General features: G+C 62.9%; 16 protein-coding genes. 8 read left to right on the top strand and 8 right to left on the bottom strand.

Annotation, left to right across the window (positions count from 1 at the left end; all coding sequences use genetic code 11):
- The first annotated feature begins 12 nt into the window (after window positions 1-12).
- Window positions 13-1,014 (top strand): NAD(P)H-quinone oxidoreductase, encoded by a 1,002-nt coding sequence (locus ACTJKL_RS14215; RefSeq protein WP_440853143.1) that lies wholly within the window; start codon window positions 13-15, stop codon window positions 1,012-1,014.
- A 301-nt stretch (window positions 1,015-1,315) separates the two neighbouring features.
- Here ACTJKL_RS14215 and ACTJKL_RS14210 read toward each other — a convergent pair whose 3' ends face one another.
- Window positions 1,316-2,053, bottom strand: a complete 738-nt coding sequence (locus tag ACTJKL_RS14210; protein ID WP_440853142.1) for a DUF3750 domain-containing protein — start codon at window positions 2,051-2,053, stop codon at window positions 1,316-1,318.
- A gap of 71 nt (window positions 2,054-2,124) precedes the next feature.
- On the opposite strand from ACTJKL_RS14210, the gene ACTJKL_RS14205 reads away from it, so the two are divergent.
- From ACTJKL_RS14205 to ACTJKL_RS14195, 3 genes are all read left to right on the top strand, one after another.
- Entirely contained in the window at window positions 2,125-3,132 is a 1,008-nt protein-coding gene (locus tag ACTJKL_RS14205) for an asparaginase (protein ID WP_440853141.1), read from the top strand.
- A 90-nt stretch (window positions 3,133-3,222) separates the two neighbouring features.
- Window positions 3,223-3,843, top strand: a complete 621-nt coding sequence (locus tag ACTJKL_RS14200; RefSeq protein ID WP_003536681.1) for a glutathione S-transferase family protein — start codon at window positions 3,223-3,225, stop codon at window positions 3,841-3,843.
- A gap of 386 nt (window positions 3,844-4,229) precedes the next feature.
- Complete coding sequence (locus tag ACTJKL_RS14195) at window positions 4,230-5,138, top strand: LysR substrate-binding domain-containing protein (RefSeq protein ID WP_440853140.1); 909 nt, start codon at window positions 4,230-4,232, stop codon at window positions 5,136-5,138.
- Window positions 5,139-5,168: 30 nt separating this feature from the next.
- On the opposite strand, the gene ACTJKL_RS14190 is transcribed toward ACTJKL_RS14195, so the two are convergent.
- On the bottom strand, window positions 5,169-5,828 hold the full coding sequence (locus ACTJKL_RS14190; protein ID WP_440853139.1) for a glutathione S-transferase family protein: 660 nt from the start codon (window positions 5,826-5,828) through the stop codon (window positions 5,169-5,171).
- 262 nt (window positions 5,829-6,090) lie between these two features.
- Between ACTJKL_RS14190 and ACTJKL_RS14185 the strand changes: the two genes are divergently transcribed.
- A complete protein-coding gene (locus ACTJKL_RS14185) occupies window positions 6,091-8,409 on the top strand; it encodes a putative bifunctional diguanylate cyclase/phosphodiesterase (RefSeq protein ID WP_440853138.1) in 2,319 nt (772 codons plus the stop codon).
- Window positions 8,410-8,594: 185 nt separating this feature from the next.
- The gene (locus ACTJKL_RS14180) at window positions 8,595-9,374 is read left to right on the top strand and encodes a L,D-transpeptidase family protein (RefSeq protein ID WP_026168561.1); all 780 of its coding nucleotides are present in this window, start codon (window positions 8,595-8,597) and stop codon (window positions 9,372-9,374) included.
- Between the two features lie 160 nt (window positions 9,375-9,534).
- Here the strand turns inward: ACTJKL_RS14180 and ACTJKL_RS14175 are convergent, their stop codons facing one another.
- The 3 genes from ACTJKL_RS14175 to ACTJKL_RS14165 form a co-directional block, all read right to left on the bottom strand.
- Window positions 9,535-10,062 carry a GNAT family N-acetyltransferase gene (locus tag ACTJKL_RS14175; protein ID WP_100674543.1) on the bottom strand — a complete coding sequence of 176 codons (528 nt, stop codon included), beginning with the start codon at window positions 10,060-10,062 and terminating at the stop codon, window positions 9,535-9,537.
- Entirely contained in the window at window positions 10,059-10,337 is a 279-nt protein-coding gene (locus ACTJKL_RS14170; RefSeq protein WP_100674542.1) for a type II toxin-antitoxin system TacA family antitoxin, read from the bottom strand. The genes ACTJKL_RS14175 and ACTJKL_RS14170 overlap by 4 nt, the downstream gene beginning before the upstream one ends.
- A 267-nt stretch (window positions 10,338-10,604) precedes the next feature.
- A complete protein-coding gene (locus tag ACTJKL_RS14165) occupies window positions 10,605-11,081 on the bottom strand; it encodes a MarR family winged helix-turn-helix transcriptional regulator (protein ID WP_275596599.1) in 477 nt (158 codons plus the stop codon).
- A gap of 109 nt (window positions 11,082-11,190) precedes the next feature.
- Here ACTJKL_RS14165 and ACTJKL_RS14160 point away from each other — a divergent pair, with 109 nt between their 5' ends.
- Window positions 11,191-11,613 (top strand): organic hydroperoxide resistance protein, encoded by a 423-nt coding sequence (locus ACTJKL_RS14160; RefSeq protein WP_010968954.1) that lies wholly within the window; start codon window positions 11,191-11,193, stop codon window positions 11,611-11,613.
- A 96-nt stretch (window positions 11,614-11,709) separates the two neighbouring features.
- On the opposite strand, the gene ACTJKL_RS14155 is transcribed toward ACTJKL_RS14160, so the two are convergent.
- Both ACTJKL_RS14155 and ACTJKL_RS14150 read right to left on the bottom strand, forming a co-directional pair.
- A complete protein-coding gene (locus ACTJKL_RS14155) occupies window positions 11,710-11,922 on the bottom strand; it encodes an alkylphosphonate utilization protein (RefSeq protein ID WP_010968955.1) in 213 nt (70 codons plus the stop codon).
- Window positions 11,923-12,009: 87 nt separating this feature from the next.
- On the bottom strand, window positions 12,010-13,572 hold the full coding sequence (locus tag ACTJKL_RS14150) for a helicase HerA-like C-terminal domain-containing protein (protein ID WP_100674540.1): 1,563 nt from the start codon (window positions 13,570-13,572) through the stop codon (window positions 12,010-12,012).
- Between the two features lie 290 nt (window positions 13,573-13,862).
- On the opposite strand from ACTJKL_RS14150, the gene ACTJKL_RS14145 reads away from it, so the two are divergent.
- Window positions 13,863-14,258 carry a DUF2780 domain-containing protein gene (locus ACTJKL_RS14145; protein WP_018094505.1) on the top strand — a complete coding sequence of 132 codons (396 nt, stop codon included), beginning with the start codon at window positions 13,863-13,865 and terminating at the stop codon, window positions 14,256-14,258.
- Between the two features lie 96 nt (window positions 14,259-14,354).
- Here ACTJKL_RS14145 and ACTJKL_RS14140 read toward each other — a convergent pair whose 3' ends face one another.
- The gene (locus ACTJKL_RS14140) at window positions 14,355-15,182 is read right to left on the bottom strand and encodes an aldo/keto reductase (RefSeq protein ID WP_440853137.1); all 828 of its coding nucleotides are present in this window, start codon (window positions 15,180-15,182) and stop codon (window positions 14,355-14,357) included.
- Window positions 15,183-15,299: the final 117 nt, after the last annotated feature.

Genomic DNA, 15,299 nt, shown 5'->3' with positions numbered 1-15,299 from the left:
GAGGATGCCGTCATGACCCTTCCGACAGAAATGACCTATGTCGATCTGCCTGGCCCCGGAGGGCCGGAGAATATGGTGCTGGCGCGGGGGGCGATGCCTGAGGTCCGGCCCGGCGACATTCTGATCCGCGTCGAAGCCTTCGGCATCAATCGGCCGGACGTCCTGCAGCGCAAGGGAGACTACCCGCTGCCCGCTGGGGCGAGTCCCATCCTCGGGCTCGAAGTTGCAGGCGAAGTGGTTGCTCTCGGCGAGGGAGCGGCCGGCTTCTCGACCGGCGACAAGGTCTGCGCTCTGGCCAATGGCGGCGCTTACGCGGAATATTGCGCCGTTCCCGCCACGCAGGCCCTTCGCTGGCCCAAGGGCTACGATGCCGCGAAGGCGGCAGCCTTGCCGGAGACTTTCTTCACGGTCTGGGCCAACGTCTTCGACATGGCCCGCCTGAAGGCCGGCGAAACGTTCCTTGTCCATGGAGGATCCAGCGGTATCGGCACGACCGCCATCCAGCTTGCCAAGGCATTCGGTGCAGAGGTCTTCGCGACCGCCGGGAACGTTGCGAAGTGCGAGGCCTGCGAGGCACTCGGGGCGAAACGTGCGATCAATTATCGTGAGGAGGATTTCAGGGCCGTCGTGCTGGAAGAAACCGGCGGTCGCGGGGTCGACGTCATTCTCGACATGGTGGGCGGGCGCTACTTCGAGCGCAACATCGGCAGCCTTGCCAAGGACGGGCGCCTGTCGATCATCGCCTTCCTCGGCAGCGCCCGGGTGGAGGACGCCAACATTGCGCCAATTCTCATGAAGCGCCTGCAGATAATGGGTTCGTTGCTCCGGCCGCGCACCGCCGCCGAGAAGCAGGCAATCCGCGACGGGCTGGCGGAAAAGGTCTGGCCGCTGCTGGAAGGGGGCGAAGTTGCGCCGGTCATCCAGGCGATCCTGCCCTTCGCCGAGATTGCCGGCGCTCATCGCCTGATGGAGCAGGGCGATCATATCGGCAAGATCGTGATGCGGATCGGGTAACAACAAACAATAAGACGATGGTCGCCCTTGTATTGGCCCAAAGATCGCTTACGTTGGGATTAACGTCAACGAACAGAAAGGAAGGTGATCCAATGTCTAATGAGATTTCGGACCTCGTAATGGACATGGGAGAGGTGAAGGAGTCGAGGCAGCCCTCGGCTTGATAGCCGCCTTCCTTAGGGTCTCAGCACCCGGCCATTGTGAGGCCAAAGCTCATGGAAGGGCCGCCGCAGGGCGGCCCTTTTCCTATGGAGCGGGATGAGGAAAAATGTGTGCGGTTTTCCGCCCGCGTGCCATCCCCTCAGATTCCGAAGCGGCCGAGTGCCGGAATCTTGATGCCGGGCCGCGCGACGTCGAAGCCCGCCACCAGTCCCATGAAGTGCAGTTCCAGCCCGCTGCGCCAGCCGGCCGAGACGCCGGCGAGGCCGTAAAGCGTCGCATGCAGGTCGCGACCGTCGGCATCGACATGGAACAGTTTCCCCTCCGGCAGATAGTCGCGCCCGACCGCATCCGGCGGCAGCACGACGTCGAGCTCCGGCACCGATCGCAAGACATGGGCGACGAAAGTGTTGGAGTTGGGACCGGGCCAGATTCGATAGGCGCCCGGCGAAGAATAGGGATAAGCCTCGATCGCCGTTTCGATCTTGGGGATCAGGCGCTTGGCTTCCTCGCCCCTGACTACCGCGACGATGCGCGGCTCGTTGGAATACCAGCGTCCGTCGGCCGCATAGGCGTTCTTTCGGATCGGCTTGCCCCAGCCGACCTTCTCATAACGGTTGTATGTAGGCGCCCCTTCGTCTTTGGTGACGATCCAGGCGTGGCTTGCTACCGCCCCCTTCATGCCTCCGGTGGTCGCCGAGAAGACGTATATCGCCGCCTGCGGGCTCGCAGCCGCATCCGCCAGAATACCTGACGACGACCAATCCGCGTCGTGCCAGCTCTGTGGCCGCTCCTTGAAGTACCACAGGCCCGCCGAGGCGAGCGCCGGAAGCAGGTAGACGACAGCGAAAACGAGAAAGAGCTTGCGGAGGAATTTCATCTACGGTGACTTTTCTGCCGTGGGATTCCTGATAGATGCATATCCGAAACTTGGAAAATTGAGGGCAGCCGATGTCGAATCCGGTTCTGGTCGAAGTAACGCGCGGAAATCTGGTCGAAAGCCGCCATCGGGGCATGATCGTCGCCGTCGATGGCGACGGAAAGATGCTGTTTTCCCTTGGCCAAACGGATGCTCATATCTTTCCGCGCTCCGCCTGCAAGGCAATGCAGGCGCTGCCGCTGATCGAAAGCGGTGCCGCCGACGCCTATGGTTTCGGCGATCGGGAGTTGGCGCTGGCCTGCTCGTCGCATTCGGGGGAGCCGGAACATGTGGCGCTCGCCGCCAAAATGCTGGCGGCTGCGGGGCGGGACGTCCAGGCGCTTGAGTGCGGCGCCCATTGGTCCTCCGACCAGAAGACGCTGATCGCCCAGGCCCGCTCACTCGAAGCGCCGAGCGCGCTCCACAACAACTGCTCGGGCAAGCATGCGGGCTTCGTCTGCGCCTGCTGCCATTCCGGGACCGAGGTCGAAGGCTATATCGGCTATGACCACCCGATCCAGCGGGAAATCCGCGGCGTCATGGCGGAGCTGACGGGAGCGGTTCTTGATCGCGACAATTGCGGCGTCGACGGCTGCTCGATCCCCACCTACGCGCTCTCGATGAAAGGACTTGCTCATGGATTTGCCAGGATGGCGAGCGGGGTCGGCCTCGGGACGGAGCGGGCGCGGGCCTCGAAGCGTCTCATCGACGCCTGCATGGCCGAACCCTTCTACGTCGCCGGCACCAAGCGCGCTTGCACGCGGCTGATGAAGACGGCTCCCGGCCGCATTTTTGCGAAGACCGGCGCCGAGGGCGTATTCTGTGCGGCGATACCGGAAAAGGGTATCGGCATCGCGCTGAAATGCGAGGACGGCACGACCCGGGCCGCCGAGGCGATGGTCGCCGCGACGCTTGCGCGCTTCTTTTCGGACGATGACGAAATCCATGAGGCGTTGATGGCTCAGGCCAATCACGCGATGCGCAACTGGAACGGAATGCACGTCGGCGACGTGCGGGTGACGGAAGCCTTTGCCGCCTGACGCGATCTCGCTCAGGACTTGTCAATCGCGGCGATTCGATCTTCTGTGCTTCGGCGCCGCCGTCAGCCGCGCAATTTGGGAGGAAGAACGATGCTGAAACTGTTTTATACGCCTGGAACCTGCTCGCTTGCCTCGCATATCGCGCTGGAGGAAGCCGGTGCCGGCTATGAAGTGCATCGGGTCGATTTTTCCAAAGCCGAGCAGACCAAGCCGGACTACCTCACCATCAACCCCAAGGGGCGGGTGCCCGCCCTCGTGACCGACCGCGGTATCCTGACGGAGACGCCGGCCATTCTCGCCTATATCGCCCAAAGCTTCCCGAAGGCGCGGCTTGCGCCGCTTGACGATCCTTTCGAGTTCGCGCGGCTGCAGTCGTTTCTGAGCTATCTCTGCTCGACGGTTCACGTCGCTCATGCCCATGCGCGCCGGGCCGCGCGGTGGGCAGACGACCCGGCGGCGCAGGAGGCGATGAAGGCCAAGGTGCCGCAGAACATGGCCGACTGCTTCGCGCTGATCGAGCGCACGATGTTCGTCGGCCCCTTTGTCAGGGGCGACGCCTATTCGGTCGCCGATCCCTATCTCTTCACCATCGCCGGCTGGCTCGAGTCGGACGGTGTCGATCCGGCCCGGTTTCCGCGAATCCTCGACCATCGCAACCGGATGGCCGAGCGCCCGGCCGTCGCCAAGGTTCTGGCTGAAGTGCAGTCGTAACGGCAATCGGCCCGGATCGGCGGAGCCGAAGCGTTAAAACGGGCGTTGGTCGCCCTCAGTTGCAGAGGTTCTCCGCCCCAGTGCGCGGCCAAGGCCATCCGGGGAACGGCAGATCCGCGAGTTCGCGTTCACCCATACGGAAGAGATCCGGATGCTGGAGAGGGTCGCGCATCCAGTCGGAGGCGAGTCCTTGAACACTGTCGGACGAGGCCCCGGGGCGCTTCAGTATTGAGAAAAACTTCAGCATACAGTCACCGTTCAGCTCGGATTGGGGTAGCGCAGCCGGTCACGCCGGCCGCTCAACCCTTCAATCTTTTGGAGGAGAATCCACCTCTTTGTCGAAGTTTGCAATTGAGATTGCGAGGGCAGCGGTTTAGAAAAACTATATGAAAGACCTGAATAAGGTTCACCTGAACGGATTGCGCGCGGCCGAGGCGGTCGGCCGCCTGGGCTCGCTCGCCGCTGCGGCGGAGGAACTCGGCGTCACCGCCGGCGCCGTCAGCCAGCAGATTGCCAAGACCGAGGCGCAACTCGGTCGTACGCTTTTCGAGCGCTCGCCGCGGGGGCTTGTGGTTTCAGATAGCGGGCGCGCGCTGCTGACGCGATTGTCGAGCGCGTTCAGGGAGCTCGCCGAGGCAGTCGCCCAGGCACGCCGTCGTGACGATTCGGTATTGACGGTGTCGGTCGCGCCGGTCTTTGCGGCGCGCTGGCTCGTCTACCGGCTGGACCGCTTCGCCGAGCGTAATCCGGATATCCGGCTGAGGATCGACGCGACCACGACGCTCGCCAATCTGGAGACCTCCGATGTCGATCTCGGCATCCGCGTCGGGGCTGGACGCTGGCCGGGCGTGCGATCGGAACTGCTGCTCGAGCAGGAGGTCTTCCCGGTCTGCTCGCCGGCACTGGCCGCCGGACTTCGTGAGCCCGCGGACATACTGAAGCTGCCCGCGGTGATCGATGCGCATGCAATGTTTTCCTGGGAACTATGGCTCAAGACCGCCGGCCTCACCGGTGCGGCCATGACGGTGCGCCACACCTTCAACGACGCTTCCCTGGCGCTCGATGCGGCGATTGCCGGGCAGGGGGTGATGCTTGCCTGGCAGACGCTTGCCGGATACGCGCTGCTGAGGGGGTCTCTCGTGGCGCCGTTCGGCATTCGCGCCAAGACCGGCTTCGGGCACTACTTCGTCACCTCCGTCTCACGCCGCGAAAGCAAGGGCGCTGCCGCCTTCAAGCGCTGGGTGCGCGAGGAAGTCGAGGACGGAATGCGGCAGCTCGCGGCGATGACGGGATGAGAAGAGCCTTCGCTCACCCAGCCAGGTGCCTTATTCCGGTTCCTTCAGCCGTTCCTCCATCATCGCCTTGAAGGCGGGGCGGGATTGGCAGCGCGCCAGCCAGGCCTTGACCTGGCGGTGCTTTTCGAAAAGGTCCGTCTGGCTCATCGTGTAGCGGAAAACCTCCGCGAGATTAAGGTCCGCGACGGTAAAGCGGTCACCCACAACGTAGTCGCGATCGGCGAGGTGCGTTTCGAGTACGGAAAAGGCTTTTTCAAGGGAGCGGGCGCAGGCCGCGATCTCCGCCCGCCCTTCCGGCGTGTCCTCGATCCCGTTGTCATAGGCGAGAACGATCTTCACCGCATGCGGCTCGACCTCGGTCGCCGCCCACATCGTCCAGTTACCGATCTGCCCTTCCTCCCGGATATCGGCCGGTGACAGTGGTCCGCCGTGTTTGCGGGCGAGATAAAGATTGTTGGCGAGCGACTCGGTCAGCACCAACCCGTCATCCTCGATCGCGGGTATGAGGCCCATCGGATTTATGGCGAGGAAGCCCGGCGACTTCGTATTGAGGGGGGCATCCGCGGCCAGCGGATCGGCGACCCGGCGCGCCTGGACAACCGGCACCGACCGGAAGGGCAGGCCGAGCTCCCCCGCCATCCAGTAGTTGCGCGACGCGCGCGAACGGTAAACTCCATAGATCGTCAGCATTTCCCGCGTCCTCCGATTGTCGTTCAGCTCCTTGCAGCGCGCGCGTCGGACAGACGCGCAAAGGTCGCTGTAACTCCTGCATGGTTATGCTGTAGGCCATCGCCGTCCTCGGCAGAAGCCGTCGGCAATGATAGGTCGCATGAATTCTTTTGATGCGAAGTGGTTCCGCGCAACCTTTAGACGATTTTTCGCTGTGGAGTTTAGGGAAGCATAACCTCTTTTCGCTAAATCTGCGCGAGCGCCGCTCCTTCGGAGGTTTCGCTTGGCAAGAAAAACGTCCCGCAGCATCCGATATGCCGACCTGAACGCGGACGACAATGCGCAGACGCGTCGGCTGATCGATGCCGGCAGCCGCCTCGCCGACGAGGTCGCGCGTCTCTTTCCGCCCGAACCCGACATGGCCGACCGCCACTACTGGCTCGAAGCGATGATCAACCACGTTCCCGATTATATCTATGCGAAGGATACGGCGGGGCGCTTCCTGATCGCCAACGAGGCGACGGTCGCCGACAACGGCCTTGAAAGCCTGCGGGACCTCGTCGGCAAGACCGATTTCGATCTGCACCCGCACGAATTCGCCCAGGCCGTCGCCGATACCGAGCGGCGCGTGTTGGAAACCGGCGAACCGATCTTCGGCATCGAGGAACGCGCCATCGTGACCAAGGGCCGCGATCGCTGGCTGATGACCTCGAAAGTGCCCTTGCGCAGCAAGAGCGGCGGGATCATCGGTATCGTCGGCATCTCGCGCGATATCAGCGATCGCAAGGCCGCGGAGCGCCTGCTCGAAGGTCAGGCCCGGTTGCTGGAAATGATCGCCAAGGGCAGGCCCCTTTGTGAGTTCTTCCACGAGCTGGTGCTGCTGATCGAAGCGCTGCTGCCCGGGATCAAGGCCTCCATCCTGCTCCTTTCGGAGGATGGCGGGCATCTCCTGCACGGCGCTGCCCCCAGCCTCGACGCGGATTATTGCGCTGCCATCCATGGCGTCGAGATCGGCCCTGCGGCCGGCTCCTGCGGAACGGCTGCGTGGTGCGGCGAACAGGTGATCGTTTCCGACGTCTTCGCCGATCCGCTCTGGGAGGAATACGCGCCTCTCCTGGGGCCTTCCGGCCTCCGCTCCTGCTGGTCCACGCCCATCCTGTCGCGCGAGCGCAATGTGCTCGGGACATTCGCGCTCTATGCGCAGGAGGTTGGAACGCCGAGCGAGCAGCAGCAGGAACTGATTGCCATGGCCGCTCATCTCGCCGGAATAGCGATCGAGCGCAAGCGGGCGGAGGACCGCATCGGTTTCATGGCCCATCACGACGCCTTGACGGGGCTGCCGAACCGCGTCCTTTTCGAGGAGCAGGTCGCCGGCATGCTCGAGGAGATCCGCGAGCGGGATCAATGGGCCGTGCTCGCCTTTCTCGACCTCGACGATTTCAAACTGATCAATGACAGCCTTGGGCACGCCACAGGTGATGAGCTCCTGAAGGTCGTAGCCGGGCGCATGCGGGGTGCCGTGCGCAGGTCCGATTCCGTCGTGCGCGTCGGCGGCGACGAGTTCATCATCCTCCTGAACGGCCTGCCGAAGGAGCGGGACGTCGTTCTGTCGCGGCTGGAGGACATCCGCGCTGCAATCGCCATGCCGGTGCAGTTGCAGGGCCGCTCCCTGCAGGTGAACTGCAGCATGGGCGTGGCCTGCTTCCCCAACCAGGGCACGACGGCGGGCGAACTTCTCGCCAATGCCGACATGGCCATGTATCGCGCCAAGGAGCTCGGCCGCAACAACATCCAGGTCTTCACCGAGGCGATGGCCGCCAGAGCCCATGAAAAACTCCAGTCGCAAGAAGAGCTTCGCGAGGCGCTTGCGCGGGAGGAGTTCCTGCTGCATTTCCAACCGCAGATGAGCCTCGAGACCGGCCGCATCTTCGCTGCGGAGGCGCTGTTGCGCTGGCAGCACCCGGTGCGCGGCATCATCTCGCCCGCGGCATTCATTCCGCTCGCCGAGGAAACCGGTCTGATCGTCCCGATTGGAGACTGGGTCCTGCGCGCCGCCTGCCGCCAGCTGAAGGCCTGGCAGGACGCCGGTCTGCCGCCGCTGATCGTCAGCGTCAACGTTTCAGCGCGGCAGTTCCGCGAGCGCAACTGGGCGGCGCGTGTGGCGGCGGTTTTGGAGGAGACCGGCCTCGAGGCCCGTTACCTCGAACTCGAGCTCACCGAAAGTCTGATCATGCAGGACGTGCCGGGGGCGATCGCCACGATGCATGCGCTGGAGGCGATCGGCGTGCACCTTGCGATCGACGATTTCGGGACAGGCTATTCGAGCCTCAGCGCGCTCAAGCGCTTCCCGGTGCGCCGGCTGAAGATCGACCGGTCCTTCGTGACGGACATTCCGGACGATGCCGACGACATGGCGATTACATCCGCGATCATCTCGCTTGCACAGAAGCTCGGCCTGCGCGTCATTGCCGAGGGTGTCGAGACAAAGGCCCAGGTCGAGTTTCTCAAAGAAAGCGGCTGCGACGAGATCCAGGGCTATTTCTTCAGCCAGCCCTTGTCGGGCGAGGATTTCGAAGCGCTGCTTTCCTCCCAGCGGCCGTGATGTTCGCGAGCGGCCGTAAATGCAATCTGGTGCCACAGGGAGCGGTTTCCGCTTGCGTCCCGTTCCGACTTGCCGATAACCATTCGAGACGGCTTCGCAACGATTCACTTTCGAAGCACCTTGATCCGGCCCTCGGAATGGAGCACCTGGACTCTTTCCGTGCAGCACAACCCCGTTAGAGTTAGATGTCATCACTGCCAGCTTTGTCCCGACGTCAGTTTCTCCGCACATCCGGCTTGGCAATCGCCTCCGCCGGACTTGCGGGCTGCACCTCATCGATGAACACGAACCGCTTCCGCGAGCAAACGATGCCGGTCTACCGCAATCCTGCGCTCGAAAGCCGCTGGAACGGGCCGCCGGGCGGGATCTTCGAGGGACCGGTCGGCGAGGGGCCGATCGGCCTGCCGCCGCAGGATGCCTATTACGCGGAGATCTATGCGGCGCGGGAGGATGGCGGCTTTCTCATCCCGGAGGTGCCCTTCAGACAGATCGATCCGCGCTTTTATCGCCAGGAGGTCGGCGATCCCTTCGGTGAGGCCCCCGGCACGATCGTCGTCGATACGGCCGACCGCTATCTGTACCTCGTCCAGCCGGGCGGGCGGGCGATGCGCTATGGCGTCGGGTTAGGCCGCGAAGGCTTCGCCTGGTCGGGCCGCGGTCTGATCCAGTGGAAGCAGAAATGGCCGAAGTGGACGCCGCCGAACGAAATGATCGCCCGTCAGCCGGTACTGGCGAAATATTCCGCCGATAATGGCGGCATGCCGCCGGGACTCGACAATCCGCTCGGCTCGCGCGCGCTCTACATCTTCCAGAACGGCCAGGATACGCTCTATCGCGTCCACGGGACGCCCGAATGGCAATCGATCGGCAAGGCGGTCTCTTCCGGTTGCGTCCGCATGGTCAATCAGGACGTGATCGATCTTTACGATCGCGTGCGCAACAAGGCGCCGATCCTCGTCATCTGACGGCCTGTGCGGGGGCGTAACGAAGGAGCCGTTCATCTCTGCGGCGAAAATCGCTTCTTTCTGCGTTTTGATGACCAGCGAAAGCGTTGCGTCATCACCCGATCGTATGGGCATCAAACAACCCGAACCGGCCGCCCAAAGCTACAGGCCGGAACGACCGTCAGAGAAGACCCTTGGCCTTGAGATCGGCGGCGAAGGTGACCAACGGCATGACCAGCGTGAGCGGCCGGTTCTGAAGCGGCTCTGCTCCGTAGCCGGCATACCATCGCGCAGCACGCTCGCCTTTGGCGTCGATAATCAGCAGCACGCCGCCGGCTTCGGACGCGACCCGCAAGCAGCGAAGCGCCGCGGCGGCAAGAAGCTGACCGCCCAGGCCGTGACCCGCTACGCTGACATCGGTGGCGATCCGCGCCAGCTTAAACCCGGAGACCTCGTGCTGGGCCAACCCCTGCGTCATCGACGCCGGCACGTCGTCGTGCTTCACGGCAGAAGGGGCCAACGTGTAGAAGCCGAGCACGCGGTTAGGCGTGGCGACATCGATCGCGCAGAAGGTTTTTGAGGCATTCTGTTCGTGGCTTTGACGCGCAAAGCGTCGAAGAAAATCATTCATGGCGGGATCGCCACAGTCGAAGGACTGGCGGTCATGCGATTTCGCGATTGCTTCCTCGTTCCAGACCGGCAGCGTCATAGAGTATCAGGCAACGCCGCTATCGCTGCCCGCAGCTTCGCGTTGGGCTTGGGGGGATTTTCCAGCAGTTCGAGCACACGCGCATGATCGCGCGCAGACAAGCGCACGACATCGGCCGCCTCGATCACGGCCTCGGCTTCACGCAAGGCGGTCTGCGTAACGAAGTTGGTTAGATCGGTGTCGCGCAACGCAGCGGCGCGCACGAGCTTGGCCTTCGTTTCCGGCGAGACCCGCAGATTCATGCGCTTATTGTCATCTACGGCAGCTCGGGGCATCTCCGTTGTCCTTGTATATCGTACACATTCAAGATGTACGCGATCACCCTCGGATTTTCAAGGCCGTGCGTCTTCATGATGTACGTGGCCTGCCCGACAACGCCGGGGGCGGGGGAGACGTTGCGGGTCTAACCGTAGATGTGGGCGTCCGAGACCGTGGCTCGACAAGGACATACAGCAGCTTGCGAATAGTTCGCGGCCTACTCAACCCTTTGAACCCGAACTTCCGGACGGAGAGCGGTACACCTTTTCCTTCAGGTGCTCTTGTCAGCTTTCGTGTCGACTCCCGGCCAGCCGCTGCGTCAGCCTGTGCAGCGCGTCGCGCAATTCGCCGACCTCCTCGAGGCTGCAGCCTGATGCATTGCCGATGTCGCGCAGAATACCGAAGGCTTCGGCCTTCAGCTCCCGGCCGCCATCCGTCAGGCTGACGATCACCTGCCGCTCGTCCGCCGCATCGCGTACGCGGCGGACATATCCGCCTGCTTCCAGCCGCTTGAGCAGAGGCGAAAGGGTGCCTGAATCGAGGCCCAGTTCTTCGCCGATTCGTTTCACCGTCATGCGGTCCTGCTGCCAGAGCGTGAGCAGCACGAGATATTGCGGATAGGTCAGCCCGAAGCGGTCGAGCAACGGCTTGTAGGCGCGATTGAAGGCATGCGCCGCCGAGTAGACGGCGAAACAGAGCTGGCGGCCGAGCGCCAGCACCTCATCGGAATCTGCGTCGAATTTTGCCGCTTTCCTCGTCATGATGTCATTGTCGCAAATTCACGCCGGCAAAGCAATTTGCAAAATTAATTTGCGCGCTATTTAATATTGCGATATATAAATCCCGGCAACCACAAGGAAGGAGACTGTCATGCCCATCCTCTACCGCACTACCGCGTCCGCGACCGGCGGCCGCGCCGGCCAGGCCAAGAGCAAGGACGGCGTTCTCGACGTGACGCTGACCGTTCCGAAGGAACTCGGAGGCGACGGCGCGCGCGGCACTAATCCCGAGCAACTCTTTGCCGCCGGCTATTCCGCCTGCTTCCTCGGTGCACTGAAATTCGTCGCCGGCAAGGAGAAGGTAAAGCTTGCGGAAGACACGACGGTGACGGGCACGGTCGGCATCGGACCGCGCGACGACGGGACAGGCTTCTTTATCGACGCGGCGCTGGAAATCTCGTCTCCCGGCGTGGAAAAGGCGGTCCTGGAAGACCTCGTCCAGAAAGCGCATATCGTTTGCCCTTACAGCCATGCGACCAGGGGCAATGTCGACGTTAAGCTGACGGTGGCCTGATAGAACCGTTGCAGATAGCCGAAGCCCGTAACCCCGGGCTTCGGCCTGCCCCGGCAGTTCCGCCGCAAGCAAGTGTAGGGGATCGATCGGGAGGTCTCACGCCTTCTTCAGAAACTCGGTACGCAGCACCAGTCCCTTGATTTTTTCTACCCGGCATTCGACCTCGTCCGGATCGTCCGTCAGGCGGATGCCCTTGACCAACGTGCCACGCTTCAGCGTGGCGGAAGTTCCCTTTACCTTCAGATCCTTGATCAGGATGACATTGTCGCCGTCCTTGAGAACGGCGCCGTTCGAATCCTTGACGTCCATGGCCGATGCTCCCCGGCTTTTCTAGTGCGGGATGAGGAAAACTATGTGCAGTTTTCCGCCCGCATCCCGCGTCTCAACGATCGTGATCTAGCGCTTCAGACTGCCGAGTATTCCGCGCACAAGGGCTCGCCCCACCTGGGTCGCAACCGTTCGCGCGACCGACTTCATCGCAGCTTCCATGATGGTTTCCCGCTTGTAGCCGGAGGATCGCGGCCGGGCCTGCTTGCCGGAAGGCGCTTCGGCCGCATCGTCGCCGAAGCCGGGCAGGGTCCAGCGGCTGCCGCCGGAAGTCTCCTCGGCGGGTTTTTCTTCTGCCTGCCGGGCAGCCTCCGCCTGTTCCGCTGCCTTGGCTGCACGTTTGGCAAGCATCTCATAAGCCGAGTCGCGGTCGAAGTCCTCGTCGTAGAGACCGCGCACCGGGCTCACGTCCACCACCTTCTGCCGCTCCGCATCCGTGAGCGGGCCAAGGCGCGACGAAGGCGGCCGGACCAGGGTTCGCTCGACGATCGACGGCGATCCCTTGCCCTCGAGCGTCGAGACCAGAGCTTCGCCGGTGCCAAGATTCGTGATCACGTCGGCACAATTGAAGTCGGGATTCGGGCGGAATGTGTCGGCAGCCGTCTTGACGGCCTTTTGTTCGCGCGGGGAATAGGCGCGCAACGCGTGCTGGACGCGGTTGCCGAGCTGGGCGAGGACCGTCTCCGGTACGTCCAGCGGGTTCTGCGTGACGAAATAGACACCGACGCCTTTAGAGCGGATCAGGCGGACGACCTGCTCGACACGCTCGACGAGAACCTTCGGCGCATCGTTGAAGAGCAGATGTGCCTCGTCGAAGAAGAACACCAGCTTCGGCTTGTCGGGGTCGCCGACTTCGGGCAGTTCTTCGAACAGCTCGGACAAGAGCCACAGGAGGAAGGTCGCGTAGAGACGCGGGTTCATCATCAGCTTGTCGGCGGCAAGCACCGAAATCGCGCCGCGCCCGTCATTTGTGGTCCGCATGATGTCGGTGATCTTCAGCGCCGGCTCGCCGAAGAAATGCTCCGCACCCTGCTGCTCCAGAATCAGGAGTTCGCGCTGGATAGAGCCGACGGAGGCCTTGGAGATGAAGCCGAACCGATTGGAAAGCTCGCTCGCATTCTCGCCCATGTAATTGAGCAGCGCCTGCAGGTCCTTGAGGTCGAGCAGCGGCAGGCCGCCCTCGTCGGCGATCTTGAAGGCGATGTTCAACACGCCTTCCTGCGCGTCCGTCGCATTCATCAGCCGCGACAGAAGAAGTGGGCCCATTTCGGAAATGGTGGTGCGGACCCTGTGGCCCTTCTCGCCGTAGAGATCCCAGAAGATCACCGGGAATTCCTGGAAATCGTAAGGCTCGAGGCCGATCTGCTCGGCGCGCTTCAGCAGGAAGTCCTTGGGCTCGCCCATGGCGCCGATACCGGACAGGTCGCCCTTCACGTCCGCGCAGAAGACCGGAACGCCCGCATTCGAAAAACCCTCGGCCAGGATCTGCAGCGTCACGGTCTTGCCGGTCCCAGTGGCGCCGGTGATCAGCCCGTGGCGGTTGCCGAACTTCAGCTCCAGATATTCGCCTTTGTTGATCGAATCGTCCGGCTTGCGGCTGGTTCCGATATAGATCTTGCCTTCCTGCAGCATGGGGGCTTCATCTCCGTCTTGTCAATTTTATCAATGAAAGCGGGTATTTCCCGCATGTCGCACAAAGTCGGTCATCGAAACATAGCGTGCATCTGTTATAGGCGGTGCGTCTGTTCCCGGCAACATGATTGCGGGCGCGAACAAGGCCGGATTGCCATCTGGCGAGCCCCGTGAAACGATGCTGCGAGGTGGCGGAATATGGTATTCGGCGTGCGTTTCGATGCTCTTGTCATTCCGGCATCGTTCATTTACCTTGACGTTAACGTCAAAATTCGATCGAGGAGATTTCCATGAGTGAACTGGTCACGCGCGTGGCGGAAAATGTCGGAATCGAGACCGCAACGGCGGAAAAGGCAGTGGGGATGATCCTCGGCTTCCTGCAGCGTGAGGCAGCCGAAGGCCCGGTCGCCCAGATGATCGAGGCGATCCCCGGTGCGCCCGAACTGGTCGCCCAGTACAATGGCGAGGGCAGCGGTGGTGGCGGCCTTCTTGGCGGCCTGATGTCGGCGATCGGCGGAGGCGGCGGCGTCATGGCGCTGGGGCAGCAATTGATGAGCCAGGGTCTTGGCATGGGGGAGATTACGGCGCTCGCCAAAGAGACGATCGCATTTGCCAAGGAGAAGGCGGGCGAGGAGGTCGTCGACGAGGTGGTTGCCTCCGTTCCGGGCCTCAGCCAGTTCGTCTGATTGCTCTGATGCGCAGGCAGGCGTTACCCCCTCTGGTCGGCAGCCAGAGGAGGTAACGGTCGCGGTGCGGCATGGGGGCCGCTAAAGGCCTTCACCTCACGCATCCCATTCGGGAGCAAGACCCTGCGGATTGACGATCCGCCCGGACGGGCGGGCAAGCTCGCGGACTGCCGCCATCTCCTCCCGCGTCAGCGCGAAGTCGAATATCGCGGAATTCTCCTTGAGCCGCGCCTCCGTCGCCGTCTTCGAAAGCACGATCACATCCTGCTGTTGCACGAGCCAGCGCAGCGCCACTTGCGCCGCCGTCTTGCCGTGGCGGCCGCCGATCTCCGCGAGCAGCGGGTCGGCAGGCACTTTGCCGTTGGCCATGGCATAGTAGGCCGTGAGTGACATTCCGAGCCGCCGCGCCGTCTGGAGGACCTTCGTCTGGTCGAGATAAGGATGATACTCGACCTGGTTCGTGGCGATCGGCGCATCGCTGAGACGCGTCGCCTCTTCCATTTGCGCGGCGTTGAAGTTGCTGATGCCGATATGGCGTACTTTGCCGGCATTCCGCACCTCGTTCAGGGCGCCGATGCGTTCGGCCATCGGCACGTCGCTCCCCGGCCAGTGCAGAAGCAGCAGATCGACATGGTCGGTTCTCAGCTTTCTCAGGCTCTCATCGACCGAGGCGATGAAGGCGTCGTGGCGATAATTGTCGACCCAGACCTTCGTGGTCAGGAAGATGTCCGCCCGTGCAATGCCGGACTTCTGGATGGCCTCGCCGACTTCCGCCTCGTTGCCGTAGATCTGTGCGGTGTCCACGTGGCGGAAACCAAGCTTCAGGGCCTGCGGCAGGATGCGAAGCACCTCCGCTCCGGACATACGGAATGTGCCGAAGCCGAGCGCGGGAATATTGGCGCCATTTGAACTGACTGCATGCATTGAGAGCTCCTTCACTGCGAGCGCCCGGCGGGCCGAAGCGCGATCTCCTATACTTGTCCGCGCAAGGCGCGCCTTCAAGCTTGTCCGGAAGACAGGGCCGCGCCTGCCGGAGCCGGC

Source organism: Sinorhizobium sp. 22678, from assembly GCF_052044265.1.
Lineage (GTDB): Bacteria > Pseudomonadota > Alphaproteobacteria > Rhizobiales > Rhizobiaceae > Sinorhizobium > Sinorhizobium meliloti_A.
This window is presented reverse-complemented; position numbering and strand designations above follow the sequence as displayed.

Excerpts from the sequence above, each read along its gene's own strand:
- ACTJKL_RS14215 (WP_440853143.1), top strand. The coding sequence starts at position 13 with ATGACCCTTCCGACAGAAATGACCTATGTCGATCTGCCTGGCCCCGGA.
- ACTJKL_RS14210 (WP_440853142.1), bottom strand. The coding sequence starts at position 2,053 with ATGAAATTCCTCCGCAAGCTCTTTCTCGTTTTCGCTGTCGTCTACCTG.
- ACTJKL_RS14205 (WP_440853141.1), top strand. The coding sequence starts at position 2,125 with ATGTCGAATCCGGTTCTGGTCGAAGTAACGCGCGGAAATCTGGTCGAA.
- ACTJKL_RS14200 (WP_003536681.1), top strand. The coding sequence starts at position 3,223 with ATGCTGAAACTGTTTTATACGCCTGGAACCTGCTCGCTTGCCTCGCAT.
- ACTJKL_RS14195 (WP_440853140.1), top strand. The coding sequence starts at position 4,230 with ATGAAAGACCTGAATAAGGTTCACCTGAACGGATTGCGCGCGGCCGAG.
- ACTJKL_RS14190 (WP_440853139.1), bottom strand. The coding sequence starts at position 5,828 with ATGCTGACGATCTATGGAGTTTACCGTTCGCGCGCGTCGCGCAACTAC.
- ACTJKL_RS14180 (WP_026168561.1), top strand. The coding sequence starts at position 8,595 with ATGTCATCACTGCCAGCTTTGTCCCGACGTCAGTTTCTCCGCACATCC.
- ACTJKL_RS14175 (WP_100674543.1), bottom strand. The coding sequence starts at position 10,062 with ATGACGCTGCCGGTCTGGAACGAGGAAGCAATCGCGAAATCGCATGAC.
- ACTJKL_RS14170 (WP_100674542.1), bottom strand. The coding sequence starts at position 10,337 with ATGCCCCGAGCTGCCGTAGATGACAATAAGCGCATGAATCTGCGGGTC.
- ACTJKL_RS14165 (WP_275596599.1), bottom strand. The coding sequence starts at position 11,081 with ATGACGAGGAAAGCGGCAAAATTCGACGCAGATTCCGATGAGGTGCTG.
- ACTJKL_RS14160 (WP_010968954.1), top strand. The coding sequence starts at position 11,191 with ATGCCCATCCTCTACCGCACTACCGCGTCCGCGACCGGCGGCCGCGCC.
- ACTJKL_RS14155 (WP_010968955.1), bottom strand. The coding sequence starts at position 11,922 with ATGGACGTCAAGGATTCGAACGGCGCCGTTCTCAAGGACGGCGACAAT.
- ACTJKL_RS14150 (WP_100674540.1), bottom strand. The coding sequence starts at position 13,572 with ATGCTGCAGGAAGGCAAGATCTATATCGGAACCAGCCGCAAGCCGGAC.
- ACTJKL_RS14145 (WP_018094505.1), top strand. The coding sequence starts at position 13,863 with ATGAGTGAACTGGTCACGCGCGTGGCGGAAAATGTCGGAATCGAGACC.
- ACTJKL_RS14140 (WP_440853137.1), bottom strand. The coding sequence starts at position 15,182 with ATGCATGCAGTCAGTTCAAATGGCGCCAATATTCCCGCGCTCGGCTTC.